Source organism: Embleya sp. NPDC050154 (assembly GCF_044460165.1).
Classification (GTDB): Bacteria; Actinomycetota; Actinomycetes; order Streptomycetales; family Streptomycetaceae; genus Embleya.
The window spans coordinates 208645-226082 of the sequence record NZ_JBITJP010000003.1 but is presented as its reverse complement, the minus strand read 5'-3'; the positions used below and the strand labels follow the sequence as shown (position 1 = coordinate 226082).

Here is a 17438-nt window from a genome sequence, read left to right as displayed (position 1 = left end):
GCCGATGGGCCGCGGTGACGCGGATCCGAGGCGAACTGTACGCGGATGTCCGGTGTGGGGCCGGGTCACCGGGGACCGAGACGAGGTTGCATTTCATGACCGATACTGCGGACACCGGTGCGGTTCCCGCCCCGCGTGCGCGGGCGCGGCGCAAGACGGACGTGGTCGGCAACGCGGAACTGCGGCAACTTCTGGCCGGGTTGACCGCTGTCCGCGACGGCGACTTCGGCACCCGGTTGCCCGACGACGGCGATGGTCTCCTCGGCGAGATCGCCGGGGTGTTCAACGGCATGGTCGACCAGTTGGCGTTGTTCACCTCGGAAGTCACCCGGGTGGCCCGGGAGGTGGGGTCGGAGGGCACACTGGGCGGGCAGGCCGGGGTGCCCGGGGTGTCCGGGACATGGGCGGATCTGACCGATTCCGTCAACGCGATGGCGGGCAACCTGACCACGCAGGTCCGCGACATCGCCCAGGTCGCCACCGCCGTGGCGCGCGGGGACCTGTCGCAGAAGATCGACGTGGACGCGCGTGGCGAGATCCTGGAGTTGAAGAACACCGTCAACACGATGGTCGATCAGCTCTCGGCGTTCGCGGACGAGGTGACCCGGGTGGCCCGCGAGGTGGGCAGCGAAGGTCGGCTGGGCGGGCAGGCGCAGGTCCCCGGTGTCGGCGGGGTCTGGCGCGACCTGACGGACTCGGTGAACTTCATGGCCGGGAACCTCACGGACCAGGTGCGCAACGTCGCGCAGGTGACGACCGCGGTCGCGTTGGGCGACCTGTCACAGAAGATCACCGTCGACGCGCGCGGCGAGATCCTGGAGTTGAAGAACACCATCAACACGATGGTCGATCAGCTCTCGGCGTTCGCGGACGAGGTGACCCGAGTGGCCCGCGAGGTGGGTACCGACGGGCGGCTGGGCGGGCAGGCCGACGTCAAGGGCGTCTCCGGCACCTGGCGCGACCTGACGGACTCGGTGAACTTCATGGCCGGGAACCTCACCTCCCAGGTGCGTTCCATCGCCCAGGTCGCCACCGCGGTGGCGCAGGGCGACCTGTCGCAGAAGGTCCGGGTGGACGCGCGCGGGGAGATCCTGGAGCTGAAGAACACCATCAACACGATGGTCGACCAGCTCTCGGCGTTCGCCGACGAGGTGACCCGGGTGGCCCGCGAGGTGGGTACCGACGGGCGGCTGGGCGGGCAGGCCGACGTCAAGGGCGTCTCCGGAACGTGGAAGGACCTGACCGAATCCGTCAACGTCATGGCGGACAACCTCACCGCGCAGGTGCGTTCCATCGCCCAGGTGACCACCGCCGTCGCACAGGGCGACCTGTCGCAGAAGATCCGGGTGGACGCGCGCGGCGAGATCCTGGAGCTGAAGGAGACCATCAACACGATGGTCGACCAGCTCTCGGCGTTCGCCGACGAGGTCACCCGGGTGGCCCGCGAGGTCGGTACCGAGGGCAACCTCGGGGGACAGGCCACGGTCCGGGGCGCCTCCGGAACCTGGAAGGACCTCACCGACAACGTCAACGTCATGGCGTCCAACCTGACCGGACAGGTGCGTTCCATCGCCCAGGTCGCCACCGCCGTCGCGCGCGGCGACCTCTCCCGCAAGATCACGGTCGAGGCCAAGGGCGAGGTAGCCGCCCTCGCCGAGGTCATCAACACCATGGTCGACACGCTCTCCGCGTTCGCCGACGAGGTCACCCGGGTGGCCCGCGAGGTCGGTACCGAGGGCATCCTGGGAGGCCAGGCCCGGGTGCCGAACGTGGCCGGCACCTGGAAGGACCTCACCGACAACGTCAACTCGATGGCGAACAACCTCACCGGGCAGGTCCGCAACATCGCGCTGGTCACCACCGCGGTCGCCAACGGCGACCTGTCGAAGAAGATCGACGTCGACGCGCGCGGGGAGATCCTGGAACTGAAGACGACCATCAACACCATGGTCGACCAACTCTCGTCCTTCGCCGCCGAGGTCACCCGGGTGGCCCGCGAGGTCGGCAGCGAGGGCCGCCTCGGCGGACAGGCCGAGGTCGAGGGCGTCTCCGGAACCTGGAAGCGGCTCACCGAGAACGTCAACGAACTCGCCGGCAACCTCACCCGGCAGGTACGCGCCATCGCCGAGGTGGCCAGCGCCGTCGCCGAGGGAGACCTGACCCGTTCGATCACCGTCGACGCCTCCGGCGAGGTCGCCGAACTCAAGGACAACATCAACGCGATGGTGGGTTCGCTGCGCGAGACCACGCTCGCCAACGAGGAACAGGACTGGCTCAAGACGAACCTGGCGCGGGTGTCCGCGCTCATGCAGGGCCATCGCGACCTGGCGGTCGTCGCCGAACTGGTGATGGACGAGCTCACCCCGCTGGTCTCCGCGCAGTACGGCGCCTTCTACCTCGCGGAGGAGACCGGATCGGGAACGGTGCTGCGCCTGATCGGTTCGTACGGCATCGGTCTGGACGACGCCCACGCGTCGGGCATCCCGCTGGGCCGGACCCTGGTGGGTCAGGCCGCCCGCAGCCGGCACACCATCGCCGTGGACGACATCCCGGCCGACTACGTGGTGTCCTCCGGACTGGGTCGCACCGCGCCCACGGCGCTGATCGTGTTGCCCATCGTGGTGGAGGAGCAGGTGCTCGGGGTCATCGAACTCGCCTCGATCACCGCGTTCACACCGGTCCACCGGGGCTTCCTCGACCAGCTCATGGAGAACGTCGGCGTCAACGTGAACACCATCGTCGCGAACGCGCGCACCGACGAACTCCTCGCCGAGTCCCAGCGCCTGGCCGGCGAACTGCGGGCAAGGTCCGAGGAATTGCAACACCAACAGGAGGAACTCCAGCACTCCAACGAGGAACTCGAGGACAAGGCCGCGCTGCTCGCGTCGCAAAACCGCGACATCGAGGCCAAGAACCTGCAGATCGAACAGGCTCGGCAGGAACTCGAGGACCGGGCTCGCCAGTTGACGCTCGCGTCGAAGTACAAGTCGGAGTTCCTGGCGAACATGAGCCACGAACTGCGCACGCCGTTGAACAGTCTGCTCATCCTCGCGCAACTCCTGGCGCAGAACCCCACCCGCAACCTCAGCCCCAAGCAGGTGGAGTACGCGGGCATCATCCACTCCGCGGGCTCCGACCTGCTGCAATTGATCAACGACATCCTGGACCTGTCCAAGGTCGAAGCCGGCAAGATGGACGTGCACACCGAACGCGTGTCCGTGCGGCGACTCCTCGACTACGTCGAGGCGACATTCCGGCCGATGACCACGCAGAAGAGTCTGTCCTTCGACATCACCACCGGCCCCGGCGTGCCGACCGACCTGCTCACCGACGACTCGCGACTGCGGCAGATCCTGCGCAACCTGCTGTCCAACGCGGTCAAGTTCACCGATCGCGGTCGGATCGCCCTGCACATCGAAACGGCCGGCAACCACGAGATCCCGCAGGGCGTACACCTCGGCGGCGCGGTCGTGGCCTTCCACGTACGCGACACCGGCGTGGGCATCGCCGAACACCAACTCGAGACCATCTTCGGCGCGTTCCAACAGGCCGACGGCACCACGAGCCGCAAATACGGCGGGACCGGTCTGGGCCTGTCCATCAGCCGCGAGATCGCCCACCTCCTCGGCGGCGCCATCATCGCCGACAGCACGCCCGGACAGGGCAGCACGTTCACCCTGTACCTCCCCGTCGTCCACACGGTCTCCACCACCACGTCGGCGACCGACGAGCAGCCCCTCGCCCCCCTCGCCCGCGACGCCGACTTCCTGGAACGACGGGCGGTCGAGCACGCCGCGCCGCCGGCGAAGCGCCGCGTACTCGTGGTCGAGGAGCGACCGCACGGCCTGTTGAGCCTGGTCGCGCAAAGCGCCGTGGCCGACATCGCCGCGGGAGGCCACGACGGCGCCGCCGGCCCGGGCGTGGACGTGCTGACCGTCGTGGACGCCCAGGAGGCCGCCGGTACGCTCGCCACGGCACCCTGCCACTGCGTGGTGCTGGACCTGGACATGCCCGACGGCCAGGCACTGACCCTGCTCGATGCCCTCGACGCCGACTCCGCCTCGGCGAACGTGCCCGTGCTGGCCCACAACAGCCGTCGACTGCCCCAGGAACAGGCCCGCGCACTCCAGGCCCGCGCGGACAGCAAACCCCTGGAACTGCTGTCCGGACTGGACGAACTCCGCGAACGCATCGCGCTGCACCTGTCCGCGGAACAACCCGGCGACGTATTGCCCCTGGTCCACGCCACCGGACGCACCCATCACACGGCACCGGCCGTCGACGGCTCGTTCACCGGCCGCACCGTCCTGGTCGTCGACGACGACGCCCGCAATCTCTACGCGCTCAGCGGCATCCTCGAACTGCACGCCGTCAACGTCCTGCACGCCGAGAACGGTCGCGAGGGCATCGCCACCCTCGTCGCCCACCCCGAGGTGGATCTCGTCCTGATGGACGTCATGATGCCCGAAATGGACGGCTACACGGCCACCACCGAGATCCGACGCATGCCTCGCTACGCGGACCTGCCCATCATCGTCGTCACCGCCAAGGCCATGCCCGGCGACCGCGACAAGAGCCTGGCCGCGGGAGCCAGCGACTACGTCACCAAGCCCGTCGACACCGACGACCTGCTCGCCGTCCTGCGACGCTACCTCGTGCACTCCTGAGACAACCGTCCCACCGGCGACTCCTGCCGCCACCACCTCGGGAGCGAACACCTCGATGAGCAACATCCCGCCCCCTCGCGAGCCGGCGGCGCACGACGCGGAGGCCCCCGGGACGGCCGCGGACGCCCGTGCGGACGTCGGCGAACCCGCCGCGGCCCCGTTCCGGGAAGGGGGTCGCGCCCGCGCCCCCGGCAGCGCACCGTCCGACCTCACCCCCCGCGCGAACGGCGCCGACCACGAGGCCGCGGCCCGGGCGCCGGAGTCGACCCCGCGGACCCCACTCGACACCGCGTCCGCGGTGGGCCGACTCGCGGCGACCGTGGAACGCCTGAGGCGCGAAATCCAGGCCGCGCACGCCGCAGCCGACGGCCGCGCCCTGATCGAGATGGCCAAAGGCATCCTGATCGAACGCCTGCGCTGCGGCCCCACCGAAGCGGCCCGGCAACTCGCCACCCTGGCCGAGCAGTCCGGCGTGACCCGGTTGGAACTCGCCGCCGACATCGTCGACCGCACCGCGGCCGACCGCCTCACCGAAGCCGCCTGCGACTTCGTCACCGAGACCGCCACACCGCCACCGGGGGCGCCCCGCGACGCCGGACCCGTGAGCGTGCGGCTGCGTACCGCGGAAAGCGGCGCGTGTGCCGCCGGCGACACACAGGCCGTCGCCCAGTCCCTCCTCGAACACGCCCTCGCGCCGCTGGGGGCGACCGCCGTCGCGGTCTGGGCCGTCGCGCCCGACTCCTCCCTCACCCTCGCCGGCAGCGCCGGCTTCACCGAGCACGAGGCGGCCCGCTGGAGGCACGTTCCGCCCGGAGTGGTGACCATCGCCCGCCAAGCCCTGGCCGACCTCGCCTGGACGTGGACCCCCGCGCTGTCCCAGGCGCAGATCCCCTCCATCGGCCAACACCACCTCACCGGCGCCCGCTCGGCCGCGCCGGCCGGCACCGGCGGCCGGGTCCACGGCATCCTGGAGATCTGCTGGCCGCACCCCCTGCCCGAGCAACCCGCGCGCGTGCGACGCCAGATCGAGGCCCTGGCCGAACTGTGCGCGCACACCCTCGAGGCACACCTCGCCCCCGGGGACACCGATACGGCGCACGCCGCCACCGTCGATCTCGTCGAGATCGCGAACTGCCTCCACGACCCCGCACTGGTCCTCGTGCCCTGGCTCGACCAGGACGGACAACTGGTCGACTTCCGCGTCCGGCACCTCAACGGCCGCTTCCTCGACCCCGCGGGACGCCCCGCCAACCTGATCGACGGCGCACTCCTCCTCGAGGCATACCCCCTCGCCGCCACCGCCGGAGGCCTGTACGACATCGTCGAACGCGTCTACGCCACAGGCGAGTCCTACCGGGCCGAAAGCCTCACCCTCACCGCCCTCGTGGACCAGGTCCGCCTCGACGCGATCGCCGACGTCGCCGTCAGCCGCCACGCGAACGCCATCCTGCTCGTCTGGCGCATCGAACGCGAGTCCGCCCGACTCGCGCGCCTGCTCCAACACGCCCAGCGCCTGGGCCGCATCGGCGGCTTCGAGGAGGATCTCACCACCGGCGTGATCACCTGGAACGAGTCGCTGTTCGCCCTCCACGGCCTCCCTCCCACGGCACCACCGGTCGCCCTGACGGACCTGCCCGAGCACGCGCACCCCGACGACGCCGCCGCGCTCACCCGCTTCCTGCGCACCCTGGTGGACCGCCGCCGGCACGCCACGGTCTCCTTCCGCATGGAACGCTCCGACGGGGTCACCCGACGCATTCGCATCGTCGCCGAGCCCGTCCTGGGCACGGACGGGCGGCTGTTGGCGATCCGCGGCGCCTATCAGGACGTCTCCGCCCAGCACTGGACCGAGGTGGCCCTCGCGGCGACCCGCGACCGCCTCGCGCACAGCGAACAGGAATCCGGCGAACGCAACCGCCTCGCCCGCCAGTTGCAACACGCCATCATGCCGCCCACGCACGCCCCGCCGAACGTCGACGGCCTGCGCGTCGCCGTCCGCTACCGGCCGGCCGAATCCGACACCGCCGTCGGCGGGGACTGGTACGACACGCTGGTCCTGCCGTCCGATCGGATCCTGCTGTGCGTCGGTGACGTGGCCGGCCACGGCATCGACGCCGCCACCAGCATGATCGTGCTACGCAACGCACTGCGGGGCCTGGCGATCACCGGTGCCGGCCCCGCCCAACTCCTCACCTGGCTCAACACCGTCACCCACCACCTCACCAACGACGTCACCGCGACCGCGATCTGCGCGCTGTACGACCCGAGCACCCGCATCATGCGCTGGGCCCGCGCCGGTCACCTGCCTCCCGTGTGCATTCGCGACGACACCGCGCACTACCTGCCCCTGCTCACCGGGCCCCTCCTGGGCGCCTTCGCCGAGGCCACGTACGTCGAGGGGGAGATCCGCTTCGAACTCGACGACGCGTTGTTGCTCTTCACGGACGGCCTGATCGAACGCCGTGACCACTCCCTCGAAACGTCCCTGGATCAGCTCCTGATCACCGCCTGCGCACCCGCGCCGACCCTGGACGACCGGCTCGACCGGCTCCTCACGCACAGCCGAGCCGACACCGACGACGACACCTGCGTGGTGGGAATCCAGATCACCTGACGGGAGGGAATCGGCTCCACGGCGCGGTGGTGTTCTCACCCGGAGGGGTCATGGCGGCACGGCAGGCGTGGGTCGGACCGTCCGGGGCAGACGCCCTCCGGCGGCCGTCGGCCGTGACCGTCGGCCGTGAAGAGGAGGGAACGACATGGCGGACATGCGTGCCGTGGGGTGGGCGCGATCCTTCCCCGTCTCCGGGGGCATCGAGGCGGGACGACGCTGGACCCGGGACCACCTCGAGTCCCTGGCCTGGACGAAAGACGCACCCGAGACGGTGGACGACGTCCTGCTCACCGTCTCGGAACTGATCACCAATGCCCACGTTCACGCGCACAGCACCGCCCATCTGGTCCTGGCCTGGGACAACCGATGCCTGAACGTCTACGTCAGTGACACGGGCCCGGGCCTGCCCGTCGTACGCGGGGAGGGCGACACGCCGGCGACGTCGGGGCGCGGTCTGGCCATCGTCGACGCGGTCGCCGACGAGTGGGAGACCCACCCCGTCCCGCACGGCAAGGCGGTGATCGCCTGCTTTTATCCGCCGGGGCACGACCCTCACGCGGCAGGCTGACACTCGCGCCGCCGGATTGGGGCCCGATCGCAACGATGCCGAAGTCTTCGTCGCCGGCGCCGGGTTCCCGGGCCGGGACGCGTGGGCAGCGTCCCGGCCACGGGCCATCGTCGGTAGCGCGGGTCCTACGCCGGCTTCGTGCGGACGAACGAGTCGCTCTCGCCTTCCGTACACGACGGTGTGCTTCGACGACCCCCACCACCGTCGTCACTCGAACAACCGATCACAACAAACGACCCCGCGAGAGCGACGGTCGCAGCGATGACTGCGCGCAAAACTCTTCCCCCGTCCTCGTGACCTCTTCGGCGGACTCGCGTGTGGCCCACACTCGGAGGGCACGCTGTCCACGGCCGGGACCAGCCGTAATCGGCGATCCCGCAAAGGCCGTTCGACCCTGACGGCCGAGCACGGCGGCGACGATACACGCAACCTCCGGCGATCCCGCAGCCGTCATCCGTTTCCCGCGCACACACTTCGCGAGGCAACGAGGTCGCGACGAACGGCCGGCCCGCGACCGGGACTTGGGCCCGCCCACGCCTTCACGGCCCTGGGGGCGTCCGGATCGGGCCGGCTGTACGGGATCGAGTGTATGCACCCTCTTTTGCATTCTTTGGTTGGATGCAACGCTTGTTGCAGAAAGGTTCCGATCTCGGGGAAGTGATGGCCCATGACGAATCATTCGGCGACCCTCGCCATCGACGAACGGCTGCGGGCCCGTCGGGCCGCGGGTGAGAAGGTCCTGCATCTGGGCTTCGGTGAAGCGGGGTTGCCGGTGCCGCCGGCCGTCACCGAGGTGCTCACCGGTGCCGCCTGTCGTAACGGCTACGGGCCGGTCGCCGGTTCGGTCGAGGCCCGGGAGGCCGCCGCGGGGTGGTTCTCGCGGCGTGGTCTGCCGACCGACGCCGACCGAATCCTGTTCGCGCCCGGAAGCAAGGCACTGTTGTACGCGTTGCTCAAGGCCATCCCCGGGGACGTGGTACTTCCGTGCCCGGCATGGGTGACCTACGCGGCGCAGGCCGCCCTGGCGGGCAAGCGGGTGATCGGTGTGCCCATTCCGGATGCGGCCGGCGGCGTACCCGACCCCGCGCTGCTGGAGCAGGCCCTCAGGGACGCCCGGGCCGACGGCGCCGACCCCGGCATCCTGATCCTGACCGTGCCGGACAACCCGACCGGGACGGTGGCCCGTGCCGAGCACGTCCGCGACGTCTGCGCGATCGCCGAGCGATTCGGGCTCGCCGTGGTCTCCGACGAGATCTACGCCGAACTGTGCCACGCGGACCGGGAGGCACCGCGAGCGGCGCGACACCTGCCGGAACGGACCGTGGTCACCTCGGGTCTGAGCAAGTCGATGGCGCTGGGCGGTTGGCGGATCGGCTTCGCCCGAGTGCCCGACGGGGAGTGGGGAGACCGCCTGCGCGCGGACCTGATCGGAGTGGCCAGCGAGATCTGGTCCGGACTGGCCGCGCCGATGCAGGCCGTCGCGACCCACATCCTGGGCGACCCGCCGGAGATCCTCGCCCATGTCCGGGCCGCCCGTGCCCTCCACAGTGTCGTCGCCCGCGCCGTGCACACCCGGTTCACCGCCGTAGGGGCCCTGTGCCGGCCCCCGGAGGCCGGGTTCTACCTGTATCCGGACCTCGAGCCGCTGCGCCGGAACCTCGCGGCGCAAGGCATCCACGACGGAGCCGCCGTGTCGAGAGCGCTCCTGGAGCGACACGGCGTCGGCGTACTGACCGGGGAGGCGTTCGGCGACCGCGCCGGCGCGCTGCGGTTCCGGGTCGCGACGAGCCTGCTCTACGGCGACACCGACGCGGAGCGATGGCAGACCCTGCACAGCGAAGATCCGCTGGCCCTGCCCTGGGTCGCCGCGTCGATGGAACATCTGCGCGACGCTCTCACCGGGCTCGCCACGCCCTCCGCGAGCCCGCGATGACCACGGACGAGGCGGCCCGTGGATCGCGCGCGGCCCACCCGCCCCTACCGCCCGCCGTACACGTCGAACTCCCGGAGCAGCCCCTCCTCCTCCAACAGGATGGCGCGTGCCTGCGGACCCCGGAGTTCGGCGACGCCCGCGGCGAGTGCCTGGATCAGCGACGTGAAGGCGGTCATCGACCGCAATACCGACGGCCCCGCTGCATCGACGTATAGGACATACTCTCCGGAAGCCGCCAGCGGGGACGCGGGGTTGTCGGTCAGCGCCACGCTCCGCGCCCCGCGTGTGCGCGCCCACGCGGCGGCCCGGACGATCTCGGCGCTGTAGCGGTGGATCGAGATGGCCACGAAACAATCGCCCGCGCGTACCCGACGCAGGCTGTCGATGAGCGTGCCCGCTCCCAGGTCGACGGTCTCCACGTCGTCGTGCATCATCCGCAGCAGATACGCGAGCAGGTACGCCGGACCGTGGCACTTGCGCAGCCCCATCACGTGCACACGGGGCGCTTCGGCCAGTGCGCGCACCGCTCCCCGCCAGGTCTCGGGATCCACCCGTGCGAACGTGCGGGCGATGTTGGCCGTGTCGAACGCGGCGACGCGATCCAGCAGATCCCCGCCCTCGGCGAGACGCTCGAGGTTGTCGTAACGACGCAGAAGCTGGGCCTGTTCGCGCAGACGTTCCCGACACAGTTCGGTCAGCCCGGGATATCCCCTCAGCCCCAGACTCGTGGCGAAGCGCACGACCGTCGCCTCGTTGACCCCCACCGCCGACGCCAGATCGGACACCGTCATGAACGCCACCCCCTCGGGGTCCGCCATGACACGATCCGCGAGCAACCGCTGCGACCTGGTCAGCCCCGCCTCCCGTTCGCGCAGGACGAGCACGAGATCGTCATAGGTGCCCGGCGGGGTGTTCGCGATATCGGCCATGCCCGGGATTCTCCCGCGCCCGCGCGCCGGGCGAAACGGAGCACCCCGCTGCGGTTCGGCCCTGCGCGGCTCGCGCCGACGGGCGTGATGCTCGCCGGCGCCGGGCGCGTTGCCGCTACGGCGGCGGTTGCTACAGCGGCAGGATCATCAGGGCGGTGTCGTCGGTGGCGCCGTCGGGCGGGAGGAGGTCGGCGAGGAGCGCGTCGGCCAGGGATTCGGGGGCGAGGGTGCGGTGGCGCGCGAGGGCGTGGGCGAGACGGGCGAGGGACGCGTCGATGTCCTCGCTGCGGCGTTCGACCAGGCCGTCGGTGTACAGGACCAGGATCGCTCCGGTGGGGTACCCGATCGCCGCCTGGGGGCGCGGGAGGTGTTCGGGGTGGGCGCCGAGCGGCGGGTCGGTGGCCCGGTCGAGGAAGGTGACCGCGCCGTCGGGGCCGAGCAGTGCGGGAGGGAGGTGCCCCGCGCTGCTGTAGAGGAGACTGCGGCGCGTCGGGTCGACGATCACCGCCACCGCGGTAGCGGACTCCGCGCCGGGCACCGAGCGCGCGTGCAGCCCGAGCGCCTCCAGGGCGTGGGCGGGCCCGTCGGCGATGCGCAGGGTCGCGGTGAGAGCGCTGCGGAGCTGACCCATGACGGCCGCGGCCTTCAGGCCGTGTCCGACCACGTCGCCGACCGCGACGGCGGTACGTCCCTGGGGCAGGTCCACCAGGTCGTACCAGTCGCCGCACACGTTCAGCGCCCCCTGCGCGGGGCGGTACCGCACCGCCGCGGCGGCGAGCCCGGCGTGCGGCGACGGCGCGGGCAGCATGGCGCTTTGCAGGACGAGCGCCACCTCACGTTCGCGGGCATAGGCCCCGCGCAGGCGTTCGTTGACCTCCTGGAGTTCCCGGGCCCGGTTGTACAGCTCCGCCTCCATGAAGCTCGCGGGGCTCCCGCTCTTGGCGCGCAGGAGTTCGGTGACCTCCTCGACCCGGTGCAGCACCCACTGCACCCGGCCGCCGGAGTCGAGGACCGGGACGTTGAGAATGCTCCAGTACCGCTCGTCCCACACGCCGGGCTCGCCGGGCGGCTGCGTGTCGTACCGCTGTATGGCCATCGCGTCGCGCTGTCCGGTGGTTGCCACCCGGCGCAGCGACGCGGCGAGGTTGCGCGTGCCGGTCGCCGACCGGTCGTGGGGATTGTCGGGGAACGCGTCGAAGATGTACCGGCCGATGAGCTCCTCGCGTCGGCGCCCGGCCAGGAGCAGGTACGCGGGGTTCGCCTCCACATAGACCAGCTCCGGCGTCAGCAGTGCCACCCCGGCCGGCAGCGCCTCGTACACCGCGTGGAAATCCACGTGCCGGTTCACTCGGCCGGCACGGACGGGTGCCGCGGCGTCCTCGCCGGCTCCCGAGCCGCCATCGTCCGCGAGGCCCGGGACGTCGGCCGGGCCGGTCCCGGGTGCGGCGGTGGAACGCGCGGCGGAACCATCGGTCGGATCGAGGTCCGGAACGGCGTCCGGGGGAATACGGTGGCGCGTCGTCCCTGCCCGCGGCTGTCGGCGGGCCCGGTCGTTCGTCCCGCCGTCCATGTTGCCGTCGGCTCGATGGCTCGTGGACGCGCCCATGGCCACCACCCTTCGTTGGTGAAGCCCCGAGCCCGTTCGCCTTCCACCGTACGCGCGCGGAACAGCGGCCACATGTGCCGTGGCGGACCCGGTGGCCGCGTCCGACGCGGGCCGCTCGCACGGCGGCCGGCCTCGTCCGCGGCCCGGGCCCGCTCCCGTGGGATCCCACACGCGCGGACCCGCCGGCATACCGTTCGCCGAACGGGGCAGTAGCGCGTTGGTTGGACGGTGGGTACGCGCGCGGCCTGGCGCGCCGGCCCCCGTTCGCGGAACACAGGCGTGGCGACCCGCGTCGGGTCGGCGGTTCGTCCCCTGGCCGGCTCGACGATTCACCGTGCCGCCTTGGCCTGAGTGGCACCGCTTCGCCGCCGTCTTCGAAGGGCAGGACACACACCGTGGGCATCTTCGCGTGGATCATTCTCGGCCTCATCGCGGGAGTCATCGCCAAGCTCCTGCTCCCGGGACGCGATCCCGGCGGGTGCCTGATCACGATCCTGATCGGAGTCGCCGGCGCGGCCCTGGGCGGGTGGATCGCCGCCGAGGTGTTCGACCGGCCCTTCGAGAAGCACTTCTTCGATCTCAAGACCTGGGGTGCGGCGATCGGCGGATCGCTGATCCTGCTGATCCTGTACCGCATCATCTTCGTCCGCACCCGGCGCTGACCGCCGGCGTTCACGAGGACGGCGTCCGTACCCGAATCCCACGCGGGGCACGGACGCCGTTCTCGTGCGATCGGACCCGTCCGGATCATCGCCGGCGGCCGTGTGGTGACCAGCCGGTCCCGGTCCGTGAGCTGGTCGGTCGGAGCACGTCGCGGCGGGGCGGCGTGGGCCGCGCGCAGGCCGATGACGGCGAGCCGGTGCGCGGCGGACTCGGCGGCGAGGATGCGGCGGCGGGTCGTCTCGGTGTCGGTCGCCGCCCGGGCGGGCAGGGCCTCGACGAGACGGGTACAGGCGCGCAGTCGGCCCAGGCTTCGGTTCAGGGCGGGTTCGGCGTGGCGCGTGGGCGGGGACGTACGCGAGACCGTCGCGGTCTGTCGTACCGTCGCCGCCAGGAGCCGGTCCCACGCGCGAAGCGCCCGTGTGCGCGTCGCCGGGCCGGGTGTCGGGAGCACGGCCACGCGCACGAGCGCGGCGATCGCGAACGCGGCCGGCGTGACGGCGAACAGTGGCGGGCATGGGCCGGCCGCGGTCCCGAGGAATGGGGTCAGGAAGAACGTCACGAAGCCGAACACGCCCAACCCGTGGCCGCGTCGGCCGAATCGACGGACGTAGACGGAGCCGAGGATCACCGCGAGGAACGTCGACACGCGGACCGGGGTCGGCGCGGTGGCCACGAGCCCGCCCGCGACCAGCGCGGCGAGCGACACGAACAAGCCGCCGAACAAGTGCGGCTGCCGTCATCCCGTCCGGTCCGGATCCGACTCATGCCGCGCACGGGTCGGGCCTTCCACAACCGGACGAGCCGGCGTGCGGCGCACGGTCACGGTGCTCGGCGCGTGACCGGGACGGCCGTCGTCCGGCGGTCGACCTACGAGACTTGCGCAGACTCAGGTTGGGCCGGCACCGGAACGAAAGACGCCGATCGGGCGATGCGAAACGGATGGTTGCGGACGGTCCGCACGCTCGGTGCCGCTCGCACATCATCGGGAACCGACCGCGGGTACCGCCGGCCGATTCGCGCGGCGAGCAAGCGCGCCCCACGTCATGGAGGGTGCTTCCGGCCCTGGCCTACCATCGTCTCCGTGACCTCCGCGCTGCTCCTCATCGATCTGATGCCACGCATCATCGCCCTGCCCCTCGCCCCGCATTCCGGGGAGGAGGTCCTGGCACGTTGCCGCCGGTTGGCCGAGGCGTTCAGGGCGAGTGGCCGCCCGGTGGTGGCCGTTCGCGTGGAGAGGCCGAACGTCACCGAGCAGCCGCCGGGCAGCGGCTTCGCCGACGATCTCGTCCGGCCCGGCGATGTCCTGGTCGTCAAGCGCACCGTCGGGGCGTTCCACGGCACCGACTTGCACGACCGGTTGCGCGATCTGGGCGTGGACACGCTGGTGCTCGCCGGATTGGTCACCACGATGGGGGTCGAGTCCACCGCGCGGGCCGCGAGCGACCACGACTACGAATTGGAGTTCGTCGCCGACGCGATGTCCGGGTTCAGTGCGGACGAGCACGACTTCACCGTGGAGCGGATCTTCCCCCGATTCGGCGAAGTGCGTGACACGGCGGCCTACACCTGACCGTCATCGCCCGGCCCGAACCCGCCGCCGGAGACCGGCCACAGGTCATGGTCGCGCTACCGGCCACCTTCCTCCACCGGCTTGGCCGAGGGAGCGGCGGAGGCATCGCCGAGGGCGGGCGCGTGGTCTTCCGTGGTGAGCAGGCCGAGGGCTGTTCTCAGCATGGCCGTGCTCCAGTTCAGCGGTGTGTGGGGTGAGGGCACGATCAGTTCGTTGCCCTGTTCGTCACGGTAGGTGACATGGCATTCCGGGACTCGGTAGGGCGGCACTTCCCGCACGTGGTAGCCGTCGTCCTCGCGGAGCACGGCGTGCCACTGATTCTCGCCGGTGACGCCGGCCAGCATGCGGTTCAGGTAGCGCACCGCGAATTCGCGGTAATTTTGGGCCTGTTCGGGGTCGGTCCGCCGGGTGTGCAGACTTCGGCGAGCGGCCCACGCGGCCAGTTGGCCGAGTGGGTGCGTCCAGGCGGCCTCGCGCCCCCGCGGCGTCAGGCGGCCGCGCAGCTCCTGCTTGCGGTCGAGGTCCATGTCGCCCCCGCGGGCCTCCGCGTCCGCCTTGATCTCGTTCTTGATGGCGTGGACGGTCGCCTGCACCTCGTGCGTGTGGAAGTTGACGCGCTGGTACGAGTCCTCGGCATAGCGGATGAGGCCACCGGTGGCCGGGTCCTCCAGGGAGCGCAGCGCGTCGAGGACCACCGTCTCCACTTCGCGCGCGGTCGTGGGCCGGGCCGACTCGCCGATGGGGACGCGGCCTTCGGCGAGCAGTTCCGGCAGGCCGTACATCAGGAGGTAGACCAACGACGCGTCCGCCCGGCGGTGCCGGATCGAATCGGCGTCGTAGTCCGGCGATTCGAACGGGATCCGCCGGCCGATTTCCCGGAGACCGGCGTCCACCATCGTGCCGACGGTCGCGGTGAAATCCTCGCCGTCCGCCAGAAAACCGAGTTCCGCGTGGTCCGCGAGCACCCTGATTCTGTCGAGCAAGGCTGTTTCGACGGCCATCACCGAGGTGCGTCGCGCGGCGACCTCCTCCCACGATCCCGAGCTTTCGTAGCACGGGAAACCGACCGCCCGGAGAAACGGCACCACGAAGCGAAGGAACTCCTTGTGCGCCGGCAACAGTTCGCCGGTGCCGATGAACCCTCGATCCAGCGCGTCCAGGACGAGGAACGCGAGCATCTGGAACGAATCCTGCTTGTTTCGCCACCTGTTCGGCTTTTCGGCCTCGAGGTCGTCGAACCACAGGGATATGTGGGGCCATTCCTCCTGCCCGGTGTCCCCTCGTTCCACGACGGCGGCGAACCGGGCGAGTTGCGCGGGTGTGGAGATCAGGTGCAGCGCGCTGTGGATCAGCTCGCGCCCGATGGCCCCTTCCGTCGCGTATCGGTCCGGGTCGCTCAGGAAGAGCTCCATCATGGCGCTCGCGGCCTGCACGTGATCGCGCAGGTAGAACATCGTCGACATCTCGCCGTGCCGCACGGTGGGGTCGGCGGCGATGTCCGTCGCGGCGACGATGGAGACCCGTCGCGCCTCTCCGTCGACCCGCACGCTCCCGGCCTCGATCACCGGCAGATCGAGCGTGCCCCGCTCCTTCAGCAGCGTCTCCACCGTGCGCAGGTGCGTCGGCGAGCCCTCCGCCGTCACCAGGCGGGCCAACGTCGCATTGGCGAACGGGATCCCGACGCCCTCGGACGCCCGATGCGCGCGATTCCTGGTCATCAGCTCGCGCAACAGCGCCTGGTCGTCCTGCCGGTGAAATGCGGGCACATTTGCTCCGTCGTACATGGCCGATACCGGTGCGGCGCGGCTCGATTTCATGAGAACCGTCGCGGCGAAACGCAGGACGACGGGCGATCCACGGAGTCTCACGGTATTTCCGGAAATCGCGTCAACGCCTTGATCGTCCGATTTCACCGTCCACGGCATGCTCATCCACTGCGGACTTTTGGACACGCACGGTAGCCCCAATCGATCCGCCTTTGCAAAGCGCAAAGCCGACCGCTGTGACCCTGGTTATATTTCGCCACGCACGGTGGCGGAATTTGATTCGGGGCAATGGTCCGGCATATCCCGATGGGTGCCCCGCCGGGTCGGTGCGGCCTCGTGCGGGGGTGTCAGGGCCGGCGCGCGGTGATCAGCCAGGCGCGGGAGTCGAACCACACGCCGTCGCCGGTGTCGTGTGCGTCCAGGGTCGCGCGCAGCCGATCGAGTGCGCGCTCCGCGGACGCGGCGTCCAGGTCGGCGAGCGGGTCCCGAGCCATCAGCAAGCGAAGCACGGCCGCACACGCGTGATCGGCGTCCGGGCCGTAGTAGACGGGTTCGCGAACGTCGACGACGTCCACCGCGGTGAAGCCGGCGGCGGTCAGGACGCCGGCCGCGAGGTCCGGATCGGCCAGTGCGAAGGCGGCATCGGCTTCGCCGGCCGAGGTCGACACCGGGTGTCCGGTCGCGAGCGCCGCCCGGATCGCGGTGGCCCACTCCTGGCGGTCGCGGGCCTGCCAGACCAGCTGTACGAAGGGCGCGCCCGGGCGCAGGGCTCGCCCGATGTTGGCGAACGCGGCGAGCGGGTCGGCGAAGAACATCGTGCCGAACCGGCTGATGCCCACGGTGAATTGCTCCGGTGCGAAGGCATGGGTCTGGGCGTCGGCCTGTACGAAGCCGACATTGTCGAGCCCTTCCGTCTCGGCCTGTTCGCGAGCCCGCGCCGTCATCCGGTCCGAGACGTCGATGCCGAGCGCGGTACCCGGCGATGCGGCGCGGGCCGCGCGCCGAGTGGTCTGCCCGGTGCCGCAGCCGATGTCGAGGACACGATCGCCGGGATGGATGTCGAGGGCGTCCCACAGCCGTTCCTGGTACCGAGCGAGTTCCGAGTCGTAGTCGAACATGGTG

Annotated in this window: 10 protein-coding genes; 6 read left to right on the top strand and 4 right to left on the bottom strand. The window is 70.9% G+C overall.

The window, feature by feature from the left end; all coding sequences use genetic code 11:
• Window positions 1-95: 95 nt before the first annotated feature.
• The 4 genes from ACIBSV_RS07665 to ACIBSV_RS07650 all read left to right on the top strand — a co-directional run bounded on the left by ACIBSV_RS07665 (window position 96) and on the right by ACIBSV_RS07650 (window position 9782).
• Window positions 96-4667, top strand: coding sequence for a HAMP domain-containing protein (locus ACIBSV_RS07665; protein WP_395860292.1), 4572 nt, complete (start codon window positions 96-98; stop codon window positions 4665-4667).
• 55 nt (window positions 4668-4722) lie between these two features.
• Window positions 4723-7281 (top strand): SpoIIE family protein phosphatase, encoded by a 2559-nt coding sequence (locus tag ACIBSV_RS07660; protein ID WP_395860289.1) that lies wholly within the window; start codon window positions 4723-4725, stop codon window positions 7279-7281.
• 145 nt (window positions 7282-7426) lie between these two features.
• Complete coding sequence (locus ACIBSV_RS07655; RefSeq protein WP_395860287.1) at window positions 7427-7849, top strand: ATP-binding protein; 423 nt, start codon at window positions 7427-7429, stop codon at window positions 7847-7849.
• A 667-nt stretch (window positions 7850-8516) separates the two neighbouring features.
• A complete protein-coding gene (locus tag ACIBSV_RS07650) occupies window positions 8517-9782 on the top strand; it encodes a pyridoxal phosphate-dependent aminotransferase (RefSeq protein ID WP_395860285.1) in 1266 nt (421 codons plus the stop codon).
• A gap of 44 nt (window positions 9783-9826) precedes the next feature.
• Here the strand turns inward: ACIBSV_RS07650 and ACIBSV_RS07645 are convergent, their stop codons facing one another.
• Entirely contained in the window at window positions 9827-10711 is an 885-nt protein-coding gene (locus ACIBSV_RS07645; protein WP_395860283.1) for a MurR/RpiR family transcriptional regulator, read from the bottom strand.
• A gap of 130 nt (window positions 10712-10841) precedes the next feature.
• Window positions 10842-12317 carry a PP2C family protein-serine/threonine phosphatase gene (locus tag ACIBSV_RS07640; RefSeq protein WP_395860281.1) on the bottom strand — a complete coding sequence of 492 codons (1476 nt, stop codon included), beginning with the start codon at window positions 12315-12317 and terminating at the stop codon, window positions 10842-10844.
• 395 nt (window positions 12318-12712) lie between these two features.
• Between ACIBSV_RS07640 and ACIBSV_RS07635 the strand changes: the two genes are divergently transcribed.
• Together ACIBSV_RS07635 and ACIBSV_RS07630 are read left to right on the top strand one after the other, a co-directional pair.
• Window positions 12713-12979, top strand: coding sequence for a GlsB/YeaQ/YmgE family stress response membrane protein (locus ACIBSV_RS07635; protein ID WP_395860279.1), 267 nt, complete (start codon window positions 12713-12715; stop codon window positions 12977-12979).
• Between the two features lie 1082 nt (window positions 12980-14061).
• Window positions 14062-14550: an isochorismatase family protein gene (locus ACIBSV_RS07630; RefSeq protein ID WP_395860277.1), complete on the top strand. Its 489-nt coding sequence runs from the start codon at window positions 14062-14064 to the stop codon at window positions 14548-14550.
• Between the two features lie 56 nt (window positions 14551-14606).
• Here ACIBSV_RS07630 and ACIBSV_RS07625 read toward each other — a convergent pair whose 3' ends face one another.
• Entirely contained in the window at window positions 14607-16316 is a 1710-nt protein-coding gene (locus ACIBSV_RS07625; RefSeq protein ID WP_395860275.1) for a hypothetical protein, read from the bottom strand.
• Between the two features lie 347 nt (window positions 16317-16663).
• Entirely contained in the window at window positions 16664-17434 is a 771-nt protein-coding gene (locus ACIBSV_RS07620) for a class I SAM-dependent methyltransferase (RefSeq protein WP_395860273.1), read from the bottom strand.
• Window positions 17435-17438: the final 4 nt, after the last annotated feature.

Coding starts and splice junctions, on each gene's coding strand:
- ACIBSV_RS07665 (WP_395860292.1), top strand. CDS start 96: ATGACCGATACTGCGGACACCGGTGCGGTTCCCGCCCCGCGTGCGCGG.
- ACIBSV_RS07660 (WP_395860289.1), top strand. CDS start 4,723: ATGAGCAACATCCCGCCCCCTCGCGAGCCGGCGGCGCACGACGCGGAG.
- ACIBSV_RS07655 (WP_395860287.1), top strand. CDS start 7,427: ATGGCGGACATGCGTGCCGTGGGGTGGGCGCGATCCTTCCCCGTCTCC.
- ACIBSV_RS07650 (WP_395860285.1), top strand. CDS start 8,517: ATGACGAATCATTCGGCGACCCTCGCCATCGACGAACGGCTGCGGGCC.
- ACIBSV_RS07645 (WP_395860283.1), bottom strand. CDS start 10,711: ATGGCCGATATCGCGAACACCCCGCCGGGCACCTATGACGATCTCGTG.
- ACIBSV_RS07640 (WP_395860281.1), bottom strand. CDS start 12,317: ATGGGCGCGTCCACGAGCCATCGAGCCGACGGCAACATGGACGGCGGG.
- ACIBSV_RS07620 (WP_395860273.1), bottom strand. CDS start 17,434: ATGTTCGACTACGACTCGGAACTCGCTCGGTACCAGGAACGGCTGTGG.